The sequence below is a fragment of the Acidovorax sp. FG27 genome (genome assembly GCF_040365715.1).
In the GTDB taxonomy this organism is placed as follows: domain Bacteria; phylum Pseudomonadota; class Gammaproteobacteria; order Burkholderiales; family Burkholderiaceae_C; genus Paracidovorax.
Genome location: NZ_BAABVY010000007.1, coordinates 14590 through 31565, shown reverse-complemented (window position 1 = coordinate 31565; position 16976 = coordinate 14590). Strand labels below are relative to the sequence as shown.

Annotated in this window: 17 protein-coding genes; 11 read left to right on the top strand and 6 right to left on the bottom strand. The window is 67.6% G+C overall.

The window, feature by feature from the left end; all coding sequences use genetic code 11:
- The 8 genes from atpB to ABWV53_RS04420 all read left to right on the top strand — a co-directional run bounded on the left by atpB (position 1) and on the right by ABWV53_RS04420 (position 6757).
- Positions 1-879, top strand: coding sequence for a F0F1 ATP synthase subunit A (gene atpB / locus ABWV53_RS04455; RefSeq protein ID WP_353363364.1), 879 nt, complete (start codon positions 1-3; stop codon positions 877-879).
- Positions 880-937: 58 nt separating this feature from the next.
- Entirely contained in the window at positions 938-1186 is a 249-nt protein-coding gene (gene atpE, locus ABWV53_RS04450; protein ID WP_011793551.1) for a F0F1 ATP synthase subunit C, read from the top strand.
- Between the two features lie 34 nt (positions 1187-1220).
- Positions 1221-1691: a F0F1 ATP synthase subunit B gene (locus tag ABWV53_RS04445; protein ID WP_056662516.1), complete on the top strand. Its 471-nt coding sequence runs from the start codon at positions 1221-1223 to the stop codon at positions 1689-1691.
- Positions 1692-1704: 13 nt separating this feature from the next.
- Positions 1705-2250: a F0F1 ATP synthase subunit delta gene (locus ABWV53_RS04440; RefSeq protein ID WP_353363361.1), complete on the top strand. Its 546-nt coding sequence runs from the start codon at positions 1705-1707 to the stop codon at positions 2248-2250.
- A 43-nt stretch (positions 2251-2293) separates the two neighbouring features.
- Positions 2294-3847: a F0F1 ATP synthase subunit alpha gene (gene atpA, locus ABWV53_RS04435; protein WP_056662523.1), complete on the top strand. Its 1554-nt coding sequence runs from the start codon at positions 2294-2296 to the stop codon at positions 3845-3847.
- 18 nt (positions 3848-3865) lie between these two features.
- Positions 3866-4735, top strand: a complete 870-nt coding sequence (atpG, locus tag ABWV53_RS04430) for a F0F1 ATP synthase subunit gamma (RefSeq protein WP_353363358.1) — start codon at positions 3866-3868, stop codon at positions 4733-4735.
- A 36-nt stretch (positions 4736-4771) separates the two neighbouring features.
- A complete protein-coding gene (gene atpD, locus ABWV53_RS04425) occupies positions 4772-6205 on the top strand; it encodes a F0F1 ATP synthase subunit beta (RefSeq protein WP_353363356.1) in 1434 nt (477 codons plus the stop codon).
- A gap of 132 nt (positions 6206-6337) precedes the next feature.
- Positions 6338-6757, top strand: coding sequence for a F0F1 ATP synthase subunit epsilon (locus tag ABWV53_RS04420; RefSeq protein WP_056662531.1), 420 nt, complete (start codon positions 6338-6340; stop codon positions 6755-6757).
- A 269-nt stretch (positions 6758-7026) separates the two neighbouring features.
- On the opposite strand, the gene ABWV53_RS04415 is transcribed toward ABWV53_RS04420, so the two are convergent.
- The 3 genes from ABWV53_RS04415 to ABWV53_RS04405 form a co-directional block, all read right to left on the bottom strand.
- A complete protein-coding gene (locus ABWV53_RS04415) occupies positions 7027-7563 on the bottom strand; it encodes a TPM domain-containing protein (RefSeq protein WP_353363611.1) in 537 nt (178 codons plus the stop codon).
- Between the two features lie 157 nt (positions 7564-7720).
- Positions 7721-8671, bottom strand: coding sequence for a TPM domain-containing protein (locus tag ABWV53_RS04410; protein WP_353363354.1), 951 nt, complete (start codon positions 8669-8671; stop codon positions 7721-7723).
- Between the two features lie 23 nt (positions 8672-8694).
- The gene (locus ABWV53_RS04405) at positions 8695-9297 is read right to left on the bottom strand and encodes a LemA family protein (RefSeq protein WP_353363352.1); all 603 of its coding nucleotides are present in this window, start codon (positions 9295-9297) and stop codon (positions 8695-8697) included.
- Positions 9298-9452: 155 nt separating this feature from the next.
- On the opposite strand from ABWV53_RS04405, the gene ABWV53_RS04400 reads away from it, so the two are divergent.
- From ABWV53_RS04400 to ABWV53_RS04390, 3 genes are all read left to right on the top strand, one after another.
- Positions 9453-9908 carry a YybH family protein gene (locus ABWV53_RS04400; protein ID WP_353363350.1) on the top strand — a complete coding sequence of 152 codons (456 nt, stop codon included), beginning with the start codon at positions 9453-9455 and terminating at the stop codon, positions 9906-9908.
- 61 nt (positions 9909-9969) lie between these two features.
- Positions 9970-11007 (top strand): YheT family hydrolase, encoded by a 1038-nt coding sequence (locus ABWV53_RS04395; RefSeq protein WP_353363348.1) that lies wholly within the window; start codon positions 9970-9972, stop codon positions 11005-11007.
- The gene (locus ABWV53_RS04390; protein WP_353363346.1) at positions 11000-11557 is read left to right on the top strand and encodes a DUF2946 family protein; all 558 of its coding nucleotides are present in this window, start codon (positions 11000-11002) and stop codon (positions 11555-11557) included. Before ABWV53_RS04395 ends, ABWV53_RS04390 begins: the two co-directional genes overlap by 8 nt.
- 75 nt (positions 11558-11632) lie before the next feature.
- Here ABWV53_RS04390 and ABWV53_RS04385 read toward each other — a convergent pair whose 3' ends face one another.
- The 3 genes from ABWV53_RS04385 to ABWV53_RS04375 all read right to left on the bottom strand — a co-directional run bounded on the left by ABWV53_RS04385 (position 11633) and on the right by ABWV53_RS04375 (position 16956).
- On the bottom strand, positions 11633-12184 hold the full coding sequence (locus tag ABWV53_RS04385) for a c-type cytochrome (RefSeq protein WP_353363344.1): 552 nt from the start codon (positions 12182-12184) through the stop codon (positions 11633-11635).
- A 111-nt stretch (positions 12185-12295) separates the two neighbouring features.
- Positions 12296-13765 carry an efflux transporter outer membrane subunit gene (locus tag ABWV53_RS04380; protein ID WP_353363342.1) on the bottom strand — a complete coding sequence of 490 codons (1470 nt, stop codon included), beginning with the start codon at positions 13763-13765 and terminating at the stop codon, positions 12296-12298.
- Positions 13766-13797: 32 nt separating this feature from the next.
- Positions 13798-16956: an efflux RND transporter permease subunit gene (locus tag ABWV53_RS04375; RefSeq protein WP_353363340.1), complete on the bottom strand. Its 3159-nt coding sequence runs from the start codon at positions 16954-16956 to the stop codon at positions 13798-13800.
- Positions 16957-16976 lie beyond the last annotated feature (20 nt).

Sequence of the window (16976 nt, the reverse complement as noted above, 5' to 3'; positions counted from 1 at the left end):
ATGGCCGCAGAAGCGCACGCCCCGACTGCCAGTGAATACATCGTTCACCACTTGCAGCATCTCCAGAACATCAAGCAGAAGTCCATCGTCGATTTCTCCGTGGTGAACTACGACTCCGTGATCGTGGGTTTGGTTCTCGGTGCGATCGCCCTGTTCACGTTCTGGATGTGCGCCCGCAAGGCCACCTCCGGCGTGCCGGGCCGTTTCCAGGCCGCGGTGGAAATCCTGGTCGAGATGGTCGACAACCAGGCCAAGGCCAACATCCACAATGCCGAAAGCCGCAAGTTCATCGCCCCCATGGCGCTGACGGTGTTCGTCTGGATTTTCCTGATGAACGCCATGGACATGCTGCCGGTCGACCTGCTGCCGGCCATCTGGGCGCAGATCTACGGCGCCGCCGGCCACGATCCGCACCATGCGTACCTGCGCGTCGTGCCGACGGCCGACCTGTCCACCACGCTGGGCCTGTCCTTCGCCGTGCTGGTCCTTTGCCTGTACTACAGCGTGAAGATCAAGGGCCTGGGCGGCTGGGCGCACGAACTGGTCACTGCGCCCTTCGGCACCAGCAAGAATCCTGTCTTCGCCCTGGTCCTGGGCGTGGTCAATCTGCTCATGCAGATCATTGAATACGTTGCCAAGACGGTGTCGCACGGTATGCGGCTGTTCGGCAACATGTACGCTGGTGAGTTGGTGTTCATGCTGATCGCCCTGATGGGCGGCGCGGCAGCCATGTCGCTTTCCGGTGTGTTGCTCCCCGTGGGGCACATCATTGCGGGCTCTATCTGGGCGATCTTCCACATTCTGGTGATCACCCTGCAGGCCTTCATCTTCATGATGCTTGCGCTGATCTATCTCGGCCAGGCGCATGACGCTCACTGAGTCGTTTGTCTCTTTCTCTTTCCTTTAACTTTTCTTTCTTTTCATCCTAGGAGTCATCATGGAAAACATTCTCGGTCTCGTCGCTCTGGCTTGTGGTCTGATCGTGGGTCTGGGCGCTATCGGCGCTTCGATCGGTATCGCTCTGATGGGTGGCAAGTACCTCGAAGCTTCGGCTCGCCAGCCTGAACTGATCAACGAACTGCAAACCAAGATGTTCATCTTGGCCGGTCTGATCGACGCCGCCTTCCTGATCGGCGTTGCCATCGCCCTGCTGTTCGCTTTCGCCAACCCCTTCGTCCTGGCCTAAGCTCCGTTCAACGCCCAAATAGAAAGGTGTTGCCGTGAGTATCAACGCGACCCTGTTCGTTCAGGCCATCGTCTTTCTGATCCTGGTGCTGTTCACGATGAAGTTCGTGTGGCCCCCGATCGCGAAGGCGCTGGATGAGCGAGCCCAGAAAATCGCCGATGGCCTCGCTGCCGCCGACCGCGCCAAGTCCGAGCTCACCGCTGTGAACCAGCGCGTGGAAAAGGAACTGGCCCAGACGCGCAACGAGACGGCATCGCGGATCGCGGACGCCGACCGCCGCGCTCAGGCCATCATCGAAGAAGCCAAGGCGCGCGCCACGGAAGAGGGCAATAAGATCGTTGCCGCCGCCCGTGCCGATGCCGAGCAGCAAACCATCCAGGCCCGCGAGGCCCTGCGTGAGCAGGTCGCGGCCCTGGCGGTGAAGGGTGCCGAGCAGATCCTCCGCAAGGAAGTCAATGCCGGCGTCCACGCGGATCTGCTGAACCGCCTGAAGACCGAGCTGTAAGGAGCGCGCAACCATGGCAGAACTCGCCACCATTGCCCGCCCCTACGCGGAAGCGCTCTTCAAGGCCAGCACCGCCGCGCCGGGCACTGACCTGAGCGGCACCGTCGCCTGGGTGGAAGAGATGGCGGCGATCGCCGCCAACCCGCAGCTGCGCCAGCTCGCGGACAATCCCAAGGTGACGTCGGACCAGGTGTTCGACGTGATCGCGGGGGTGGTGCGCAACCCGCTGCCCGATGCGGCGCGCAACTTCCTGCGCGTGATCATCGACAACGGCCGGGTGGACGCACTGCCTGAAGTGGCGGCGCAGTTTCGCGCGCTGGTCAATCAGCGCAACGGTTCCTCCGATGCCGTGGTGTACAGCGCCTTCCCGCTGGACGCCGCCGCGCTGGCGGGCCTGGATGCAGCGCTGGAAAAGCGCTTCGGCCGCAAGCTGAGTGTCTCGTCGGTCCAGGTGGACGAATCCCTGATCGGCGGCATTCGCGTAGTGGTGGGTGACGAGGTGCTGGACACCTCGGTCAAAGCCCGTCTGGAACAAATGAAAGCGGCCCTCACTGCGTAAGCGGCTTGAGGTCTGGGCTAACCAAAGAAAGAAGGAAAGAGTCATGCAACTCAATCCCGCAGAAATTTCTGAACTGATCAAGAGCCGCATCGAAGGTCTGGCAGCGAGCAGCGACATCCGCAACCAGGGCACCGTGGTGTCGGTGTCGGACGGTATCGTGCGCGTGCATGGCCTGTCGGACGTGATGCAGGGCGAAATGCTCGAGTTCCCTGCCACGCAGGACGGCCAGCCCTCCTACGGCCTGGCGCTGAACCTCGAGCGCGACTCCGTCGGCGCCGTGATTCTGGGCGAGTACGAGCACATCTCCGAAGGCGACACCGTCAAGTGCACGGGCCGTATTCTGGAAGTGCCCGTGGGCCCCGAGCTGGTAGGCCGCGTGGTCAACGCGCTGGGTCAGCCGATCGACGGCAAGGGCCCCATCAACGCCAAGCTGACGGACGTGATCGAGAAGGTCGCTCCCGGCGTGATCGCACGGAAGTCCGTGGACCAGCCGCTGCAGACCGGCCTGAAGTCCATCGACTCGATGGTGCCCGTGGGCCGTGGCCAGCGCGAGCTGATCATCGGTGACCGCCAGACCGGCAAGACGGCCGTCGCCATCGACGCCATCATTGCCCAGAAGGGCCAGGGCGTGACGTGTATCTACGTCGCCATCGGCCAGAAGGCATCGTCCATCAAGAACGTCGTGCGCGCCCTCGAGCAAGCCGGCGCCATGGAATACACCATCGTGGTGGCCGCATCGGCCTCCGAATCGGCTGCCATGCAGTACGTGTCGGCCTACTCCGGCTGTACGATGGGCGAATACTTCCGTGACCGCGGCGAAGACGCGCTGATCGTCTATGACGACCTGTCCAAGCAGGCCGTGGCCTACCGCCAGGTCTCGCTGCTGCTGCGCCGCCCCCCAGGCCGCGAAGCCTATCCTGGCGACGTGTTCTATCTCCACAGCCGTCTGCTGGAGCGTGCGGCCCGCGTGAACGCCGACTACGTCGAAGCCTTCACCAAGGGTGAAGTCAAGGGCAAGACGGGTTCGCTGACGGCGCTGCCGATCATCGAAACGCAAGCCGGCGACGTGTCCGCCTTCGTGCCGACGAACGTGATCTCGATCACGGACGGCCAGATCTTCCTGGAAACCAGCCTGTTCAACGCCGGTATCCGCCCCGCCATCAACGCCGGTATCTCGGTGTCGCGCGTCGGCGGTGCAGCCCAGACCAAGATCATCAAGAGCCTGTCCGGCGGTATCCGTACCGACCTGGCCCAGTACCGTGAGCTGGCTGCGTTCGCGCAGTTCGCCTCCGACCTGGACGAAGCCACCCGCAAGCAGCTGGACCGCGGTGCCCGCGTGACCGAACTGCTGAAGCAGGCCCAGTACAGCCCGCTGCCCATCTCGCTGATGGGTGCCACGCTGTTCGCGGTGAACAAGGGCTTCATGGACGACATCGAAGTGAAGAAGGTGCTCGACTTCGAACACGGCCTGCACCAGTTCCTGAAGACCAGCCACGGCGCTTTGCTCGCCAAGCTGGAGCAGGCCAAGGCCATGGACAAGGACGCAGAAGCCGAGCTGACGGCTGCGATCACCGCGTTCAAGAAGTCGTTCGCCTAAACCGAACGAGGAAACCTCATGGCAGCAGGCAAGGAAATACGCGGCAAGATCAAATCGGTGGAGAACACCAAGAAGATCACCAAGGCCATGGAAATGGTGGCCGCATCCAAGATGCGCAAGGCGCAGGACCGGATGCGGGCTGCCCGTCCCTACAGCGACAAGATCCGCAACATCGCGGCCAACCTCGGTAAGGCCAACCCTGAGTACGTGCATCCTTTCATGAAGGAAAACACGGAAGCCAAGGTGGCCGGCATGATCGTGGTGACGACCGACAAGGGCCTGTGCGGCGGCATGAACACCAACGTGTTGCGTGCCGTGACGACCCAGTTGCGCGACCTGCAGTCCGCTGGCGTGTCCACCGAAGCCGTGGCCATTGGCAACAAGGGCCTGGGCTTTCTGAACCGCGTCGGCGCCAAGGTGGTTTCGCACGTCACCGGCCTGGGCGACACGCCGCATCTCGACAAGCTCATCGGCCCCGTGAAGGTGCTGCTCGACGCTTATGCCGAAGGCAAGATCAATGCGGTGTACCTCAGCTACACCAAGTTCATCAACACCATGAAGCAGGAATCGGTGGTGGAGCGCCTGCTCCCCCTGTCCTCCGCGCAGATGCAGGCCGAGTCCACCGAACACGGCTGGGATTACATCTACGAGCCCGATGCGCAGAGCGTCATCGACGAGCTGCTGGTTCGCTATGTCGAATCGCTGATCTATCAGGCCGTGGCTGAAAACATGGCGTCCGAGCAGTCGGCGCGGATGGTGGCCATGAAGGCCGCCACCGACAACGCCGGCAGCGTCATCGGCGAGTTGAAGCTGGTCTACAACAAGACGCGTCAGGCGGCGATCACGAAGGAACTGTCCGAGATCGTGTCCGGTGCCGCCGCTGTGTAAGCAGCTCGACAGACAAACCTATTTGGAGCGAGAAAAATGGCTCAAGAGAATTCCCAAATGAACACTGGTGTTCAGGGCAAGATTGTTCAATGTATCGGCGCCGTGGTGGACGTGGAGTTTCCGCGTGACCAGATGCCCAAGGTCTACGACGCCTTGAAGCTCGAAGGCTCCACGCTGACGCTGGAAGTCCAGCAGCAGCTGGGCGACGGCGTGGTGCGTACCATCGCCCTGGGTTCGTCCGACGGCCTGCGCCGCGGCATCGTGGTGTCCAACACCGGCAACCCCATCAGCGTGCCCGTTGGCAAGGCCACCCTGGGCCGCATCATGGACGTGCTGGGCGCGCCCATCGACGAGCGCGGTCCGGTCGACCAGGCCCTGACGGCTTCCATCCACCGCAAGGCTCCTGCGTACGACGAACTGTCGCCATCGCAAGAGCTGCTGGAAACCGGCATCAAGGTGATCGACCTGGTGTGCCCGTTCGCCAAGGGCGGCAAGGTGGGCCTGTTCGGCGGCGCCGGCGTGGGCAAGACCGTGAACATGATGGAACTCATCAACAACATCGCCAAGGCCCACAGCGGTCTGTCGGTGTTCGCTGGTGTGGGCGAGCGGACCCGCGAAGGCAACGACTTCTATCACGAAATGGCCGATTCCGGCGTCGTGAACCTCGAGAAGCTCGAAGAGTCGAAGGTCGCCATGGTCTACGGCCAGATGAACGAGCCCCCGGGCAACCGTCTGCGCGTGGCCCTGACCGGCCTGACCATCGCCGAGTCGTTCCGCGACGAAGGCCGCGACGTGCTGTTCTTCGTGGACAACATCTACCGCTACACGCTGGCCGGCACCGAAGTGTCCGCGCTGCTGGGCCGCATGCCTTCCGCCGTGGGCTACCAGCCCACGCTGGCCGAGGAAATGGGCCGCCTGCAAGAGCGCATCACCTCCACCAAGGTCGGTTCGATCACCTCCATCCAGGCCGTGTACGTGCCTGCCGATGACTTGACCGACCCATCGCCTGCCACGACCTTCGCCCACTTGGACTCCACCGTGGTGCTGTCGCGCGACATCGCCTCGCTGGGTATCTACCCCGCCGTGGACCCGCTGGACTCCACCAGCCGCCAGCTCGACCCGCAAGTCGTGGGCGAAGAGCACTACGCGGTCGCCCGCGGCGTGCAGGGCACGCTGCAGCGCTACAAGGAACTGCGCGACATCATCGCCATCCTGGGGATGGACGAACTGGCTCCCGAAGACAAGCTGGCCGTGGCCCGCGCCCGGAAGATCCAGCGTTTCCTGTCGCAGCCGTTCCACGTGGCCGAAGTGTTCACCGGCTCGCCCGGCAAGTACGTGCCCCTGGCCGAAACCATCCGTGGTTTCAAGATGATCGTGGCTGGCGAGTGCGACCACCTGCCCGAGCAGGCGTTCTACATGGTCGGCACCATCGACGAAGCCTTCGAAAAGGCCAAGAAGCTGGCTGCGTAAGCCCGCCGGGGCGGCCCCGCCCGGCGTGTTCGGCGCGTGAACGGCTTCGGGCCTTTCACCGCGCCGCGTGCCTGAAGCGCCGGCGCTGCCACGACTGCTTGCCCCCACTTTTTGAACATTGAAGGAACGACCATGGCCAACACCTTTCACGTCGACGTCGTCAGCGCCGAGGAGTCCATCTTCTCGGGCGAGGCACGCTTCGTGGCGCTGCCGGGTGAAGCGGGTGAACTGGGCATCCTGCCCAAGCACACGCCCCTGATCACGCGCATCAAGCCCGGTTCCGTGCGCATCGAGCTGGCCGACGGCAATGAAGAATTCGTCTTCGTCGCCGGCGGCATCCTGGAAGTGCAACCCGACCGCGTGACCGTGCTGTCCGACACCGCCATCCGCGGCAAGGACCTGGACGACGAGAAGGCCAGCGCCGCCAAGGCCGCCGCCGAGGAAGCGCTCAAGAACGCCAAGAGCGACCTCGACCTGGCCAAGGCCCAGTCCGAGCTGGCCGTCATGGCCGCCCAGATCGCCGCGCTGCGCCGGTTCCGCCAGAAGCGCTGAGCCTCCGGGCTGCATGCGCCGCCGCAAGCCTCGGTAAAGAGCCTGGCGGTCTGCCAGGCCGCAAAGCACCACGAAGCCGCCCCGTCCGGGCGGCTTTTTTCATGGGCAAAAGCTTTTCCCGTTCACCGTGGGTCGACTGCTGCGCGGACACTGGCCTGACCTCGGATGTCCACACCTCTGCCGCGCAGGCGAGGTGGCTGCTCTGGCGGGAGTGCCCGGAGAACACCCAGGTGCCGCCGGAAGACTGAGTGTGCTGCTCCGATCTGCGTTCAGTCTGCGGGGCCTCGCCTGCGCGACATCACGGGGGCATCCGGCAAGCCATCGCCGGCGCTTTCGGCGATGACCAGGTCTGGCCCGTCAGCCGCCGCTTCCGTGGCCGGAAAGTGCGCCACCAGCAGTGCCGATACCTCCGCCAGCGCCTGCGTCAGTCCCTCTTCGTGCCGGTTCGCGCGGAACGCGGCGCCCATGTCGGCCACCAAGTCGCGCCAGGCTTGCGGCGAGATGACGCGGGCCAGGGCGCGGTCGGCGACGATCTCGATGGCGTGGTCGGCGTGCAGCAGGTAGATCAGCACGCCGTTGTTGTGCTCCGTGTCCCAGACGCGCAGCTTGCCGAACTGGGTCACCGCCCGTTCGCGGGCGCTGGCGCCGCGCAGCAGGTACGACCAGGGCAGCCCGCCTTCGATGCAGATGCGGATCTGGCCGGTGTGGCGCTGCTCGCTGGCGGCGACCCGGCGCGTGAGTCGCTGCAGCGCGTCGCCCGGCAGAGCGCGGCGCACGGCGCCTTCGGACCAGCGATGGCGGCACATGCGTGCCAGGCGCTGCCAGAGCGACGGCGCGCGCGGCGAGGGCGGCTGCGGAGGGCGCGCGCCCGACGGGGCGGTGGAAGGGGAGCCGGAGCCGGGCGGAGACGGTGCACCGCCGGATGTCGTAGTCGTCATCGTCGTCGTCTTCATGAGCCTGTGTCTACCAGTCGCCGGAGGCCCCGCCGCCCCCGAAGTCGCCGCCGCCGCCGGAGCTGAATCCGCCACCCCCGCCACCCGAGCCGAAGCCTCCGCTCCAGCCGCCGCCACCACCCGCCCAGCCACCCATGCCGCCGGCGGCCGCGCTGCCGCCACCGCCATGCCAGACGGTGCCCGTGCGTCCGCCAAAGAGCCAGGTGTAGAGCAGCGCCAGCACCGCCACGCCACCGGCGATGAGCAGGCTGGAGGTGACCAGCAAGGCCAGCCCGCCCGCGCCGCCGCCCACCAGCAGCCCGCCCAGCCCCTTGCCGAAGACGCGGCGGGCGAGCGGGCCGCCCACCATCACGCCGAAGAACAGGAACACGGCCAGGTCGGTCCAGTCGAAGCCGTCGCCAGGCTGGCCCTGGCCGGAGCGCTGCGTGGTGGTGTCGCCGGGCACCGGCAGGCCCTCCCCGGCGATGCGCGCCTCGATCTGGTTGACCGCCGCCGTCAGCCCGCCCGCGAAGTCGTTCTGCTGGAAGCGCGGCTTCATGGCGCCGTCTATGATGCGCGCGGCGGCGATGTCGGGCAGGGCGCCCTCCAGCGCCTTGGCGACCTCGATGCGCATCTTGCGGTCCTGCTGGGCGACCAGCACGATCACGCCATCACCCACGTCGCGGCGGCCGATCTTCCACTGGTTGGCCACGCGGTTGGCATAGGCCGCGATGTCTTCGGGGCGGGTCGTAGGCACCATCAGCACCACCACCTGCGAGCCGTGCCGCTGCTCGATGCCGGCCAGGCGCGCCTCGAGCGCCTGGCGGTCGGCGGCCGGCAGGGTGCCGGTCTGGTCGATCACCCGAGCCGACAGCGGCGGCACCGGCAGCAGTGCCTGCGCGGCGGCCGGCGGCGGCAAGAGCCAGGCTGACGCTATCAATAATATAGCTAGCAGCGCTTGTACCACGGGCGCTAACGGCATGTTTGGCCTGAAAACAGAGGGCCTCAGGGGCGCGAGGCCGCCGGGCGCGAGAAGTCCACCGTGGGCGGTGTGCTGATCTGCGCCTCGTTCTGCACGGCGAAGCTGGGCTTGGGGTCGTAGCTGAACACCTTGGCCGTCAGGTTGGTGGGAAAGCTGCGTGCCAGCACGTTGTACTCCTGCACCGTCTGGATGTAGCGGTTGCGCGCCACGGTGATGCGGTTCTCGGTGCCTTCCAGCGTCACGCGCAGGTCGCGGAAGGCCTGGTTGGCCTGCAACTGCGGGTAGCGCTCGGCCACCACCATCAGCCGCGACAGCGCGCCCGACAGCTCGCCCTGCGCCTGCTGGAACTTGTTGAACGCCTCGGGGTTGTTCAGCGTCTCGGGCGTCACCTGGATCGACGTGGCCTTGGCGCGCGCCTCGACCACGCGGGTCAGCGTGTCCTGCTCGAAGGCCGCCTCGCCCTTGACGGTGGCGACGATGTTGGGCACCAGGTCGGCGCGCCGCTGATACTGGTTGAGAACCTCGCTCCACGCCGCCTTGGATTGTTCGTCCAGGCGCTGGAAGTCGTTGTAGCCGCAGCCCGAGAGGGCGAGCACGGTGGCAAGCAGGGCGAAAAGACGTTTCATGGTGGTGCCGCCCCGGCGCCGCGAAGCCGGCGACACTGCCAATGGCCGCTGGGGCAGGCCGCATTGTGCCTGCTGGCGCCAGCCGCCTTTGTCCGTGACAACGCGGGCGGCGCCTCGGACAATGGCGCACCACCACAGTCCACCCGCGCCCGTCCATGACCCGACCTTCCCTGCGCGCCGCCACGCTCGGCGGCTCGCCCGACGACACCGAATCCGCCTTCTACGACGCACTGCAGGCCGGCGACATCGACCGCCTGATGGCCTGCTGGGCGGACGACGACGAGATCGTCTGCGTGCACCCCGGCGGCCCCCGGCTGCTGGGCCCGGGCGCGATCCGCTCGGCCTTCGCCGCCATGTTCGAGCACGGCACGCTGCGCGCGCGGCCGACCCAGGTGCACCGCGTGCAGGCGCTGGCCAGCGCCGTGCACAGCGTGGTCGAGCGGGTCGAGGTGATGCTGCCCGACGGCCCGCGCGAGGCGGTGGTGCAGGCCACCAACGTCTATCACAAGACCGCCCAGGGCTGGCGGCTGGTGGCCCACCATGCCAGCCCCGGCACGGTGCAGGCGGCCGCCGCGCCCGAGTCCGCCCCGCCTGCGGGCCGGCTGCACTGATTCCGCCCAGGGTTCATGGTGTTTTGGCCCGCTGGCGCCCGTCCGCCCGGCGCATGGTGCTATGAAATATAGAGCGCCCATCTGGCTGCCGGGCGGCAACGCGCAAACCATCTGGCCGGCCCTGTTCGCCCGCCGCACCGTCGGGCCGCGCCCCGTCTACCGCCGCGAACGCTGGACCACGCCCGACGGCGACTTCGTGGACGTGGATTTCCTGGCGCCAGATGCCGTGCGGCGCGCCGTGCCACCGCCCCTGCTGGTGCTGTTCCACGGGCTGGAGGGCTCGTCGCGCAGCCACTATGCCGAGGCCTTTGCCGACGTGGCCCGCGAACGGGGCTGGCGCTTCGCCGTGCCGCACTTTCGCGGCTGCAGCGGCGAACTCAACCTCGGCCCCCGCGCCTACCACTCGGGGGACCACGAAGAGATCGACTGGTTGCTGCGGCGGCTGGCCCACGCCGGCGGGCCGGCCGGCGCACCGGTGTGGGCCGTGGGCGTTTCGCTCGGGGGCAGCGCGCTCCTGCGCTGGGCCGCCGAGGCCGGGAGTCATGCCGCCCACCTGGTGAATGCCGTGGCCGCCGTCAGCGCGCCCCTGGACCTGGCCGCGGGCGGCGCGGCCATCGGCCGGGGCTTCAACCGCCAGGTCTACAACCGCATGTTCCTGCGCAGCATGGTGCCCAAGGCGCTGGCCAAGCTGCAGCAGCACCCGGGCCTCTTCGACCGCCAGGCGCTGCTGGCGGCGCGCGACCTCCATGCCTTCGACAACGTGTTCACGGCGCCGCTGCACGGCTTTCGCGACACCGACGACTACTGGCGGCGGGCCTCGGCCCAGCCCCTGCTGCCCGCCATCCGCGTGCCGGCCCTGGTGCTCAACGCGCTGAACGACCCGTTCGTGCCGGCCGCCAGCCTGCCCACGCCGCAGCAGGTGGGCCGGCACGTCACGCTCTGGCAGCCGGCGGGCGGCGGGCATGTCGGCTTCCCGGCGGGGACCTTCCCGGGGCACGTGCGGGCCATGCCGGGCGCGGTGGCCGACTGGCTGGCCGCGCAGGGCGCCGCCACCTACGCGGCGGCACACCCCGCCCAGGCAGAATCGCCCCATGGATGACATCGTCAGGCAGGCCATCGCCAAGTGGCCCCACGTTCCCGACTGCTACGGCTGGCTGGGCCTGGACGCGCGCGGCCACTGGTACATGCGCGACGACGCCACGCAGGCCCAGGGCCCGTTCCCGCAGGCGCGGGGCTCGCGCCTGCAGCACGACAAGCTGATCGAATTCATCCAGCGCAACTACGAGGCCGACGCCCAGGGCCGCTGGTTCTTCCAGAACGGCCCGCAGCGCGTGTACGTGGAGTTGGAAGCGACGCCGCTCGTCTGGCGCTTCGGCGCGGATGGCGTGCCGGTGGCCCAGAACGGCGCGCGCCTGACCGAGGGCGGCTACTGTCTGGTGGATGAAAACGGCTATGTCTACCTGGCCTGCGGCGCGGGCCTGGGCCTGGTGCACACGCTCGACGTGCCGCAGGTGGCCGATGCCATCGAGCAGGGCCGGTGGGAGCCGCATTCGGTGCAGTCGGCCGACCTGCCTGGGCGCTACGGGTTCGTGCGCAGTCCCGCTCGGCAGGCGTCGGGCACTCCAGAGAGCGCACCGCCGCCGGCGTAAGAAAAAAGCCGGCTGCAAGCCGGCTCCGGGTCGAACAAGGCGGCTGGCCGACGCCAGGCGCCGTTGCCAGGTGTCTCAGCCGCCCGATGCGGGCGCTGCTGGAGCGGAGGCGCCAGCCGCTGCGGGCGCCGCGCCGGGCCGGTCAGGCTCGGCGAACTTCGCGCCGGCGGAGTTGGCGAGATAGGCCACGCCGCGTGCGATCTCCGTGTCGTCGAATTCGCCGCCACCTTGCGGTGCCATGGCGCCCTTGCCCTTGAGCGCCGACTGCACCAGCGTTGCAAAGCCCTGCTGGATGCGCGGCGCCCAGGCGGCGGCATCGCCCAGCTTGGGCGCACCGGCGGCGCCGGTGGCGTGGCAGGCGGCGCATTGGCCCTTGAAGACTTCCTCGCCGGGGCGCAGCGGACGGTTGGCGTCGCGCACCTCCACCATGCCGACCTTCTGGATGCGTTCGGCCACCGCCTTCTCGGGATTGGCGCCGCCCTCGGCCGGCTTGTTGCCGGAGGTCACGAACATCACCAGCCCGATGATGGCGAAGATCGGAAGCACGAAAGAAAAAAGGACCGTCACCAGCAGCTGCTTGGGGTTCTTGATCGGTCCGGTATGCGCTTCTTCGTGGGTGTCGCTCATGACGTCCTCTGTGGGGCTTGGGGGCTCGCTATCGTGAATTTTTTCATTATAGGAGTCGCCCCGCGGGCCGGCCGTTGGGGAAAACGGCCCCCCGCGCCCCCTTGCGCTACGTCAAGAACGTGGTGCCGTTTGCGGCGTTTCGCTCCATCCGCCGCCCAGCACGCGGTACAGCGCGACCTGATTTTGCAGGCGCAGCAGGCGCGTCTGCACCAGGTTCTGCTCGGACGCGAACAGCGAACGCTGCGCATCCAGCAGGTCCAGGTAGCTGGCCACGCCGTTGCGATAGCGCAGGTCCGACAGCTCGAAGCGCTTGCTGTCGGCCTGCGCCTGGGTGCGCTGGGCGTTGAGCTGGTCCTGCAGCGTGGCTTCACCGGCCAGCGCATCGGCCACCTCGCGGAAGGCCGACTGGATGGAGCGCTCGTACTGCGCCACCGCGATCTCGCGGCCGGCGCGGGCCGATTCCAGCGTGGCCTGGTTGCGGCCTGCGTCGAAGAGCGGCAGCGCCAGTTGCGGGGCGAGCGAAAACGCCCAGCTGCCGCCCTTGAACAGGCCCGACAGCTCGTCGCTGACCGTGCCCACGCTGGCGGTGAGCGCGATGCGCGGGAAGAAGTTCGCCCGGGCCGCGCCGATGTTGGCATTGGCCGCGATCAGCTGCTGCTCGGCCTGGCGGATGTCCGGCCGGCGCGCCAGCAGGTCCGACGGGAGGCCGGCCGGCAGCGGCGGCATGGGCTGGGCGTTGGCCAGCCGCGCCGATGAGAGGCTGGACAGGATCTCGGCCGGCACCGGCTGGCCGAGCAGCAGGGCCAGCGTGTTCTCGTCCTGCAGGCGTTGGCGGCGCTGCTGCGCGTAGGTGGCGCGGGCGGCTTCGGCCAGGCTGATGGCCTGGCTGTTGTCCAACTCGGAGCTCACGCCGTTTTCCAGCCGCAGCCGGGTCAGCTGCACCGACTCGTCCCGCGTGCTGAGCGTGCGGCGCGAGATATCGAGCAGCTCCTCGTCGGCCTGCAGGTTGAACCAGGCCGTCGCCACCGAGGCGACCAGGCTGATCTGCGCGGCCTTGCGCGCTTCCTGCGTCGCCAGGTACTGCGCCAGCGCCTGTTCCTTCAGCGCGGCGATGCGGCCGAAGAAGTCGATCTCCCATGCCGACAGGGCCAGGCCCACCTGGTACTGGTTGGCGTACTGGCCGGTGGCGGCGCTGGGCTGCCGGGTGGCGTTGGCCACGCCGTTCACGGTGGGGAACTGGCCGGCCCGCTGGATCTGGAACTGCGCGCGCGCCTGCTCGATGTTGAGCACCGCCACGCGCAGGTCGCGGTTGTTGTTGAGCGCGATGCCGATCAGCGCCTGCAGCCGGGGGTCGGAGAAATACTCCTTCCAGTCGATGTCGGCGGCTGCCCGCGCATTCGCGCCCTCGCTCACGTTCGCGCCGGGCGATGCGGCGGCGGCGGCGCCCGGCGTGCCGTAGGTGGCCGGCACCGGCGCGGCGGGCCGCTCGTAGGTGGGAATGAAGCTGCAGCCCGCCAGCAGCGCGGCCAGGGCCACGGCGGTCAGCGCGGCGGGGCGCGCGAACGGAGTGGTGTGCGTCATGGGTCGGTTCTCCAGAAAGGCGCGGCAGGGCGTCATTGCGCGTCCTCCGCATGGCGGTGCAGCTGGGCCTGGTGGGCGTCGTGTTCCTGCTGGCGCTTGCTGCCCTTGAAGAACGAGCGCACCAGCACGAAGAACACCGGCACGAACACCACCGCCAGCACGGTGCCGGTGATCATCCCGCCGATCACGCCGGTGCCGATGGCGCGCTGGCTGGCCGAGCTCGCGCCCGAGGCGATGAACAGCGGCACCACGCCCAGCGTGAACGCCAGCGAGGTCATGATGATCGGGCGGAATCGCAGGTGGGCGGCTTCCAGCGCCGCCTCCAGCACGCTCTTGCCCTCGGCCTGCAGGTCTTTCGCGAACTCCACGATCAGGATGGCGTTCTTCGCCGAGAGGCCGATGATGGTCACCAGCCCGATCTGGAAATACACGTCGTTGGACATGCCGCGCAGCAGCGTCGCCAGCAGCACGCCCAGCACGCCGAGCGGCACCACCAGCATCACCGACACCGGAATGGTCCAGCTCTCATACAGCGCGGCCAGGCACAGGAACACCGCCAGCAGCGAGAACGCGTAGAGGATGGTGGCCTGGGAGCCCGCGAGCTTCTCCTCGCGCGACTGGCCGGTCCATTCGAAGCCGAAGCCCGGGGGCAGCTGGCCGGCGAGGCGTTCCATTTCCTTCATGGCGTCCCCGGTGGAGTAGCCAGGCCCCGCGTCACCCGCGATCTTGATCGACGGATAGCCGTTGTAGCGCACCGTCTGCATGGCGCCGGTGATCCAGCGCGTGGTCGCGAAGGTCGAGAGCGGCACCGTCTGGCCCTTGTTGTTCAGCACCGGCAGATCCAGCACCGACTCGGGCTGCATGCGCGCCGCGGAATCGGCCTGCACCACCACGCGCTGCAGGCGGCCCTGGTTCGGGAAGTCGTTGATGTAGGCCGAGCCCAGGGCCGTGGACAGCGCGCTGCTGATGCTGTCGAACGTGATGCCCAGGGCGTTGGCCTTGTCGCGGTCGATGTCGATCTGCATCTGCGGCGCGTCTTCCATGCCGTCGGGGCGCACGCCCGCCAGCACCTTGCTCTGCGAGGCCATGCCCAACAGCTGGTTGCGCGCGCCCAGCAGGGCGTCGTGACCCTGGGCGGCGCGGTCCTGCAGGCGGAAGTTGAAGCCCGTGCCGGTGCCCAGCTCGGGGATGGGCGGCGGGCTCAGCGCGAAGATGAACGCGTCGCGGATGCCCGAAAGCGCCCCGAAGGCCCGGCCGGCCACGGCCGAGGCCGAGTGGTCCGCGCCCTCGCGCTCGCTCCAGTCCTTCAGGATCACGAAGGCCAGGCCCGCGTTCTGCCCCTGGCCCGAGAACGAGAAGCCGGCCACGGTGACGATGTTTTCCACCTCGGGCTGCTTGAGCATGAAATCTTCCACCTGCGACAGCACCGCCGACGTGCGCGACTGCGCCGCACCCGGGGGCAGTTGCACGTTGGTGATGATGTAGCCCTGGTCCTCGTTCGGCAGGAACGACGTGGGCAGGCGGGTGTACACCAGCGCCACCGCGCCCAACAGCACGGCGTAGATGATCATCATGCGGCCGCCGCGGCGCAGCAGCTTGCCCATCCAGCTTTCATAGCGGTGCGTGGTGCGCTTGAACGAGCGGTTGAACCAGCCGAAGAAGCCCTTCTTTTCCGCGTGATGGTCCGGATCGACGGGTTTCAGCAGCGTGGCGCAGAGCGCCGGCGTGAGCGACAGCGCCAGGAAGGCCGAGAAGGCGATCGAGGTGGCCATCGTCGCCGCGAACTGGCGGTAGATGTTGCCGGTGGAGCCGGCGAAGAACGCCAGCGGCACGAACACCGAGATCAGCACCACGGTCACGCCGATCACGGCGCCGGAGATCTGGCCCATGGCCTTGCGCGTGGCCTGCAGCGGCGGCAGGCCCTCTTCGGCCATGATCCGCTCCACGTTCTCCACCACCACGATGGCATCGTCCACCACGATGCCAATCACCAGCACCATGCCGAACATGGTCAGCACGTTGATCGAGAAACCCATCGCCAGCAGTACGCCGAAGGTGCCCAGCAGGGCCACCGGCACCACGATGGTCGGGATGATGGTGTAGCGGAAGTTCTGCAGGAACAAAAACATCACGATGAACACCAGCACCACGGCCTCGATCAGCGTGTGCACCACCTTCTCGATGGAGACCGACACGAACTTGGAGGTGTCGTAGGGCACGACATAGTTCACGCCCTGCGGGAAGAACTTCTTGAGCTCCTCCAGCTTGGCCTTCACGGCCTTGGCCGTGGCCAGCGCATTGGCCGACGGGGTGGGCTGCACGCCCAGGCCCACAGCCTGCTTGCCGTTCAGGCGCGCGCTGGTGCTGTAGCTCTGCGAGCCCAGCTCGATGCGGGCGACGTCGCGCAGCCGCACGGAGGAGCCGTCGGTGTTGGCGCGCAGCACCACGTTGCCGAACTGCTCGGCCGTCGAGAGCTGGCCCTTGACCACGATGGTGGCTGCCACGGGCTGGCCGTTTTCGGCCGGCAGGTCACCCAGGTTGCCGGCAGACACCTGCACGTTCTGCGCGCGGATGGCCGCGTTCACCTGGTCCAGCGACAGGTTGAAGCCCTTGAGCTTGGCCGGGTCCACCCACACGCGCATGGCGCGTTCCGAGCCGAACTGCGTCAGCGTGCCGACGCCGGCCACGCGCTGCAGCTCGGGCACGACGTTGCGGGCGGCGTAGTCGTTCAGCGCCTCGATGCTCACGTCCGGGTTTTCCGTCGTCAGCATGGCGAACATCAGGAAGTTCGAGCGCGACTGCTCCACGCGCACGCCCTGCTGCGTCACCGCGCTCGGCAGCCGCGGCGTGGCGCGCGAGAGGCGGTTCTGCACGTCCACCTGCGCCAGATCGGCGTTGGTGCCGGGCTCGAAGCTCAGCGTGATGGAGCCGGTGCCGTTGGCCTGGCTGGTCGTCTCGACATACGCCAGGCCCGACGCACCGTTCATCTCGCGCTCGATCACCGCGAGCACGCTGTCCTCCAGCGTCTGGGCGTTGGCGCCGGGGTAGGCCACCGACACCTGGATGGTCGGCGGCGCCACGGCCGGGTACTGCGCGATCGGCAGCTTGGTGATGGAGATACCCCCCATCACGATGATGAAGATCGTGATGACCCATGCAAAGATGGGCCGTTCGATGAAGAACTTGGCCATGTGCCGCGCTCCTTGTTCTT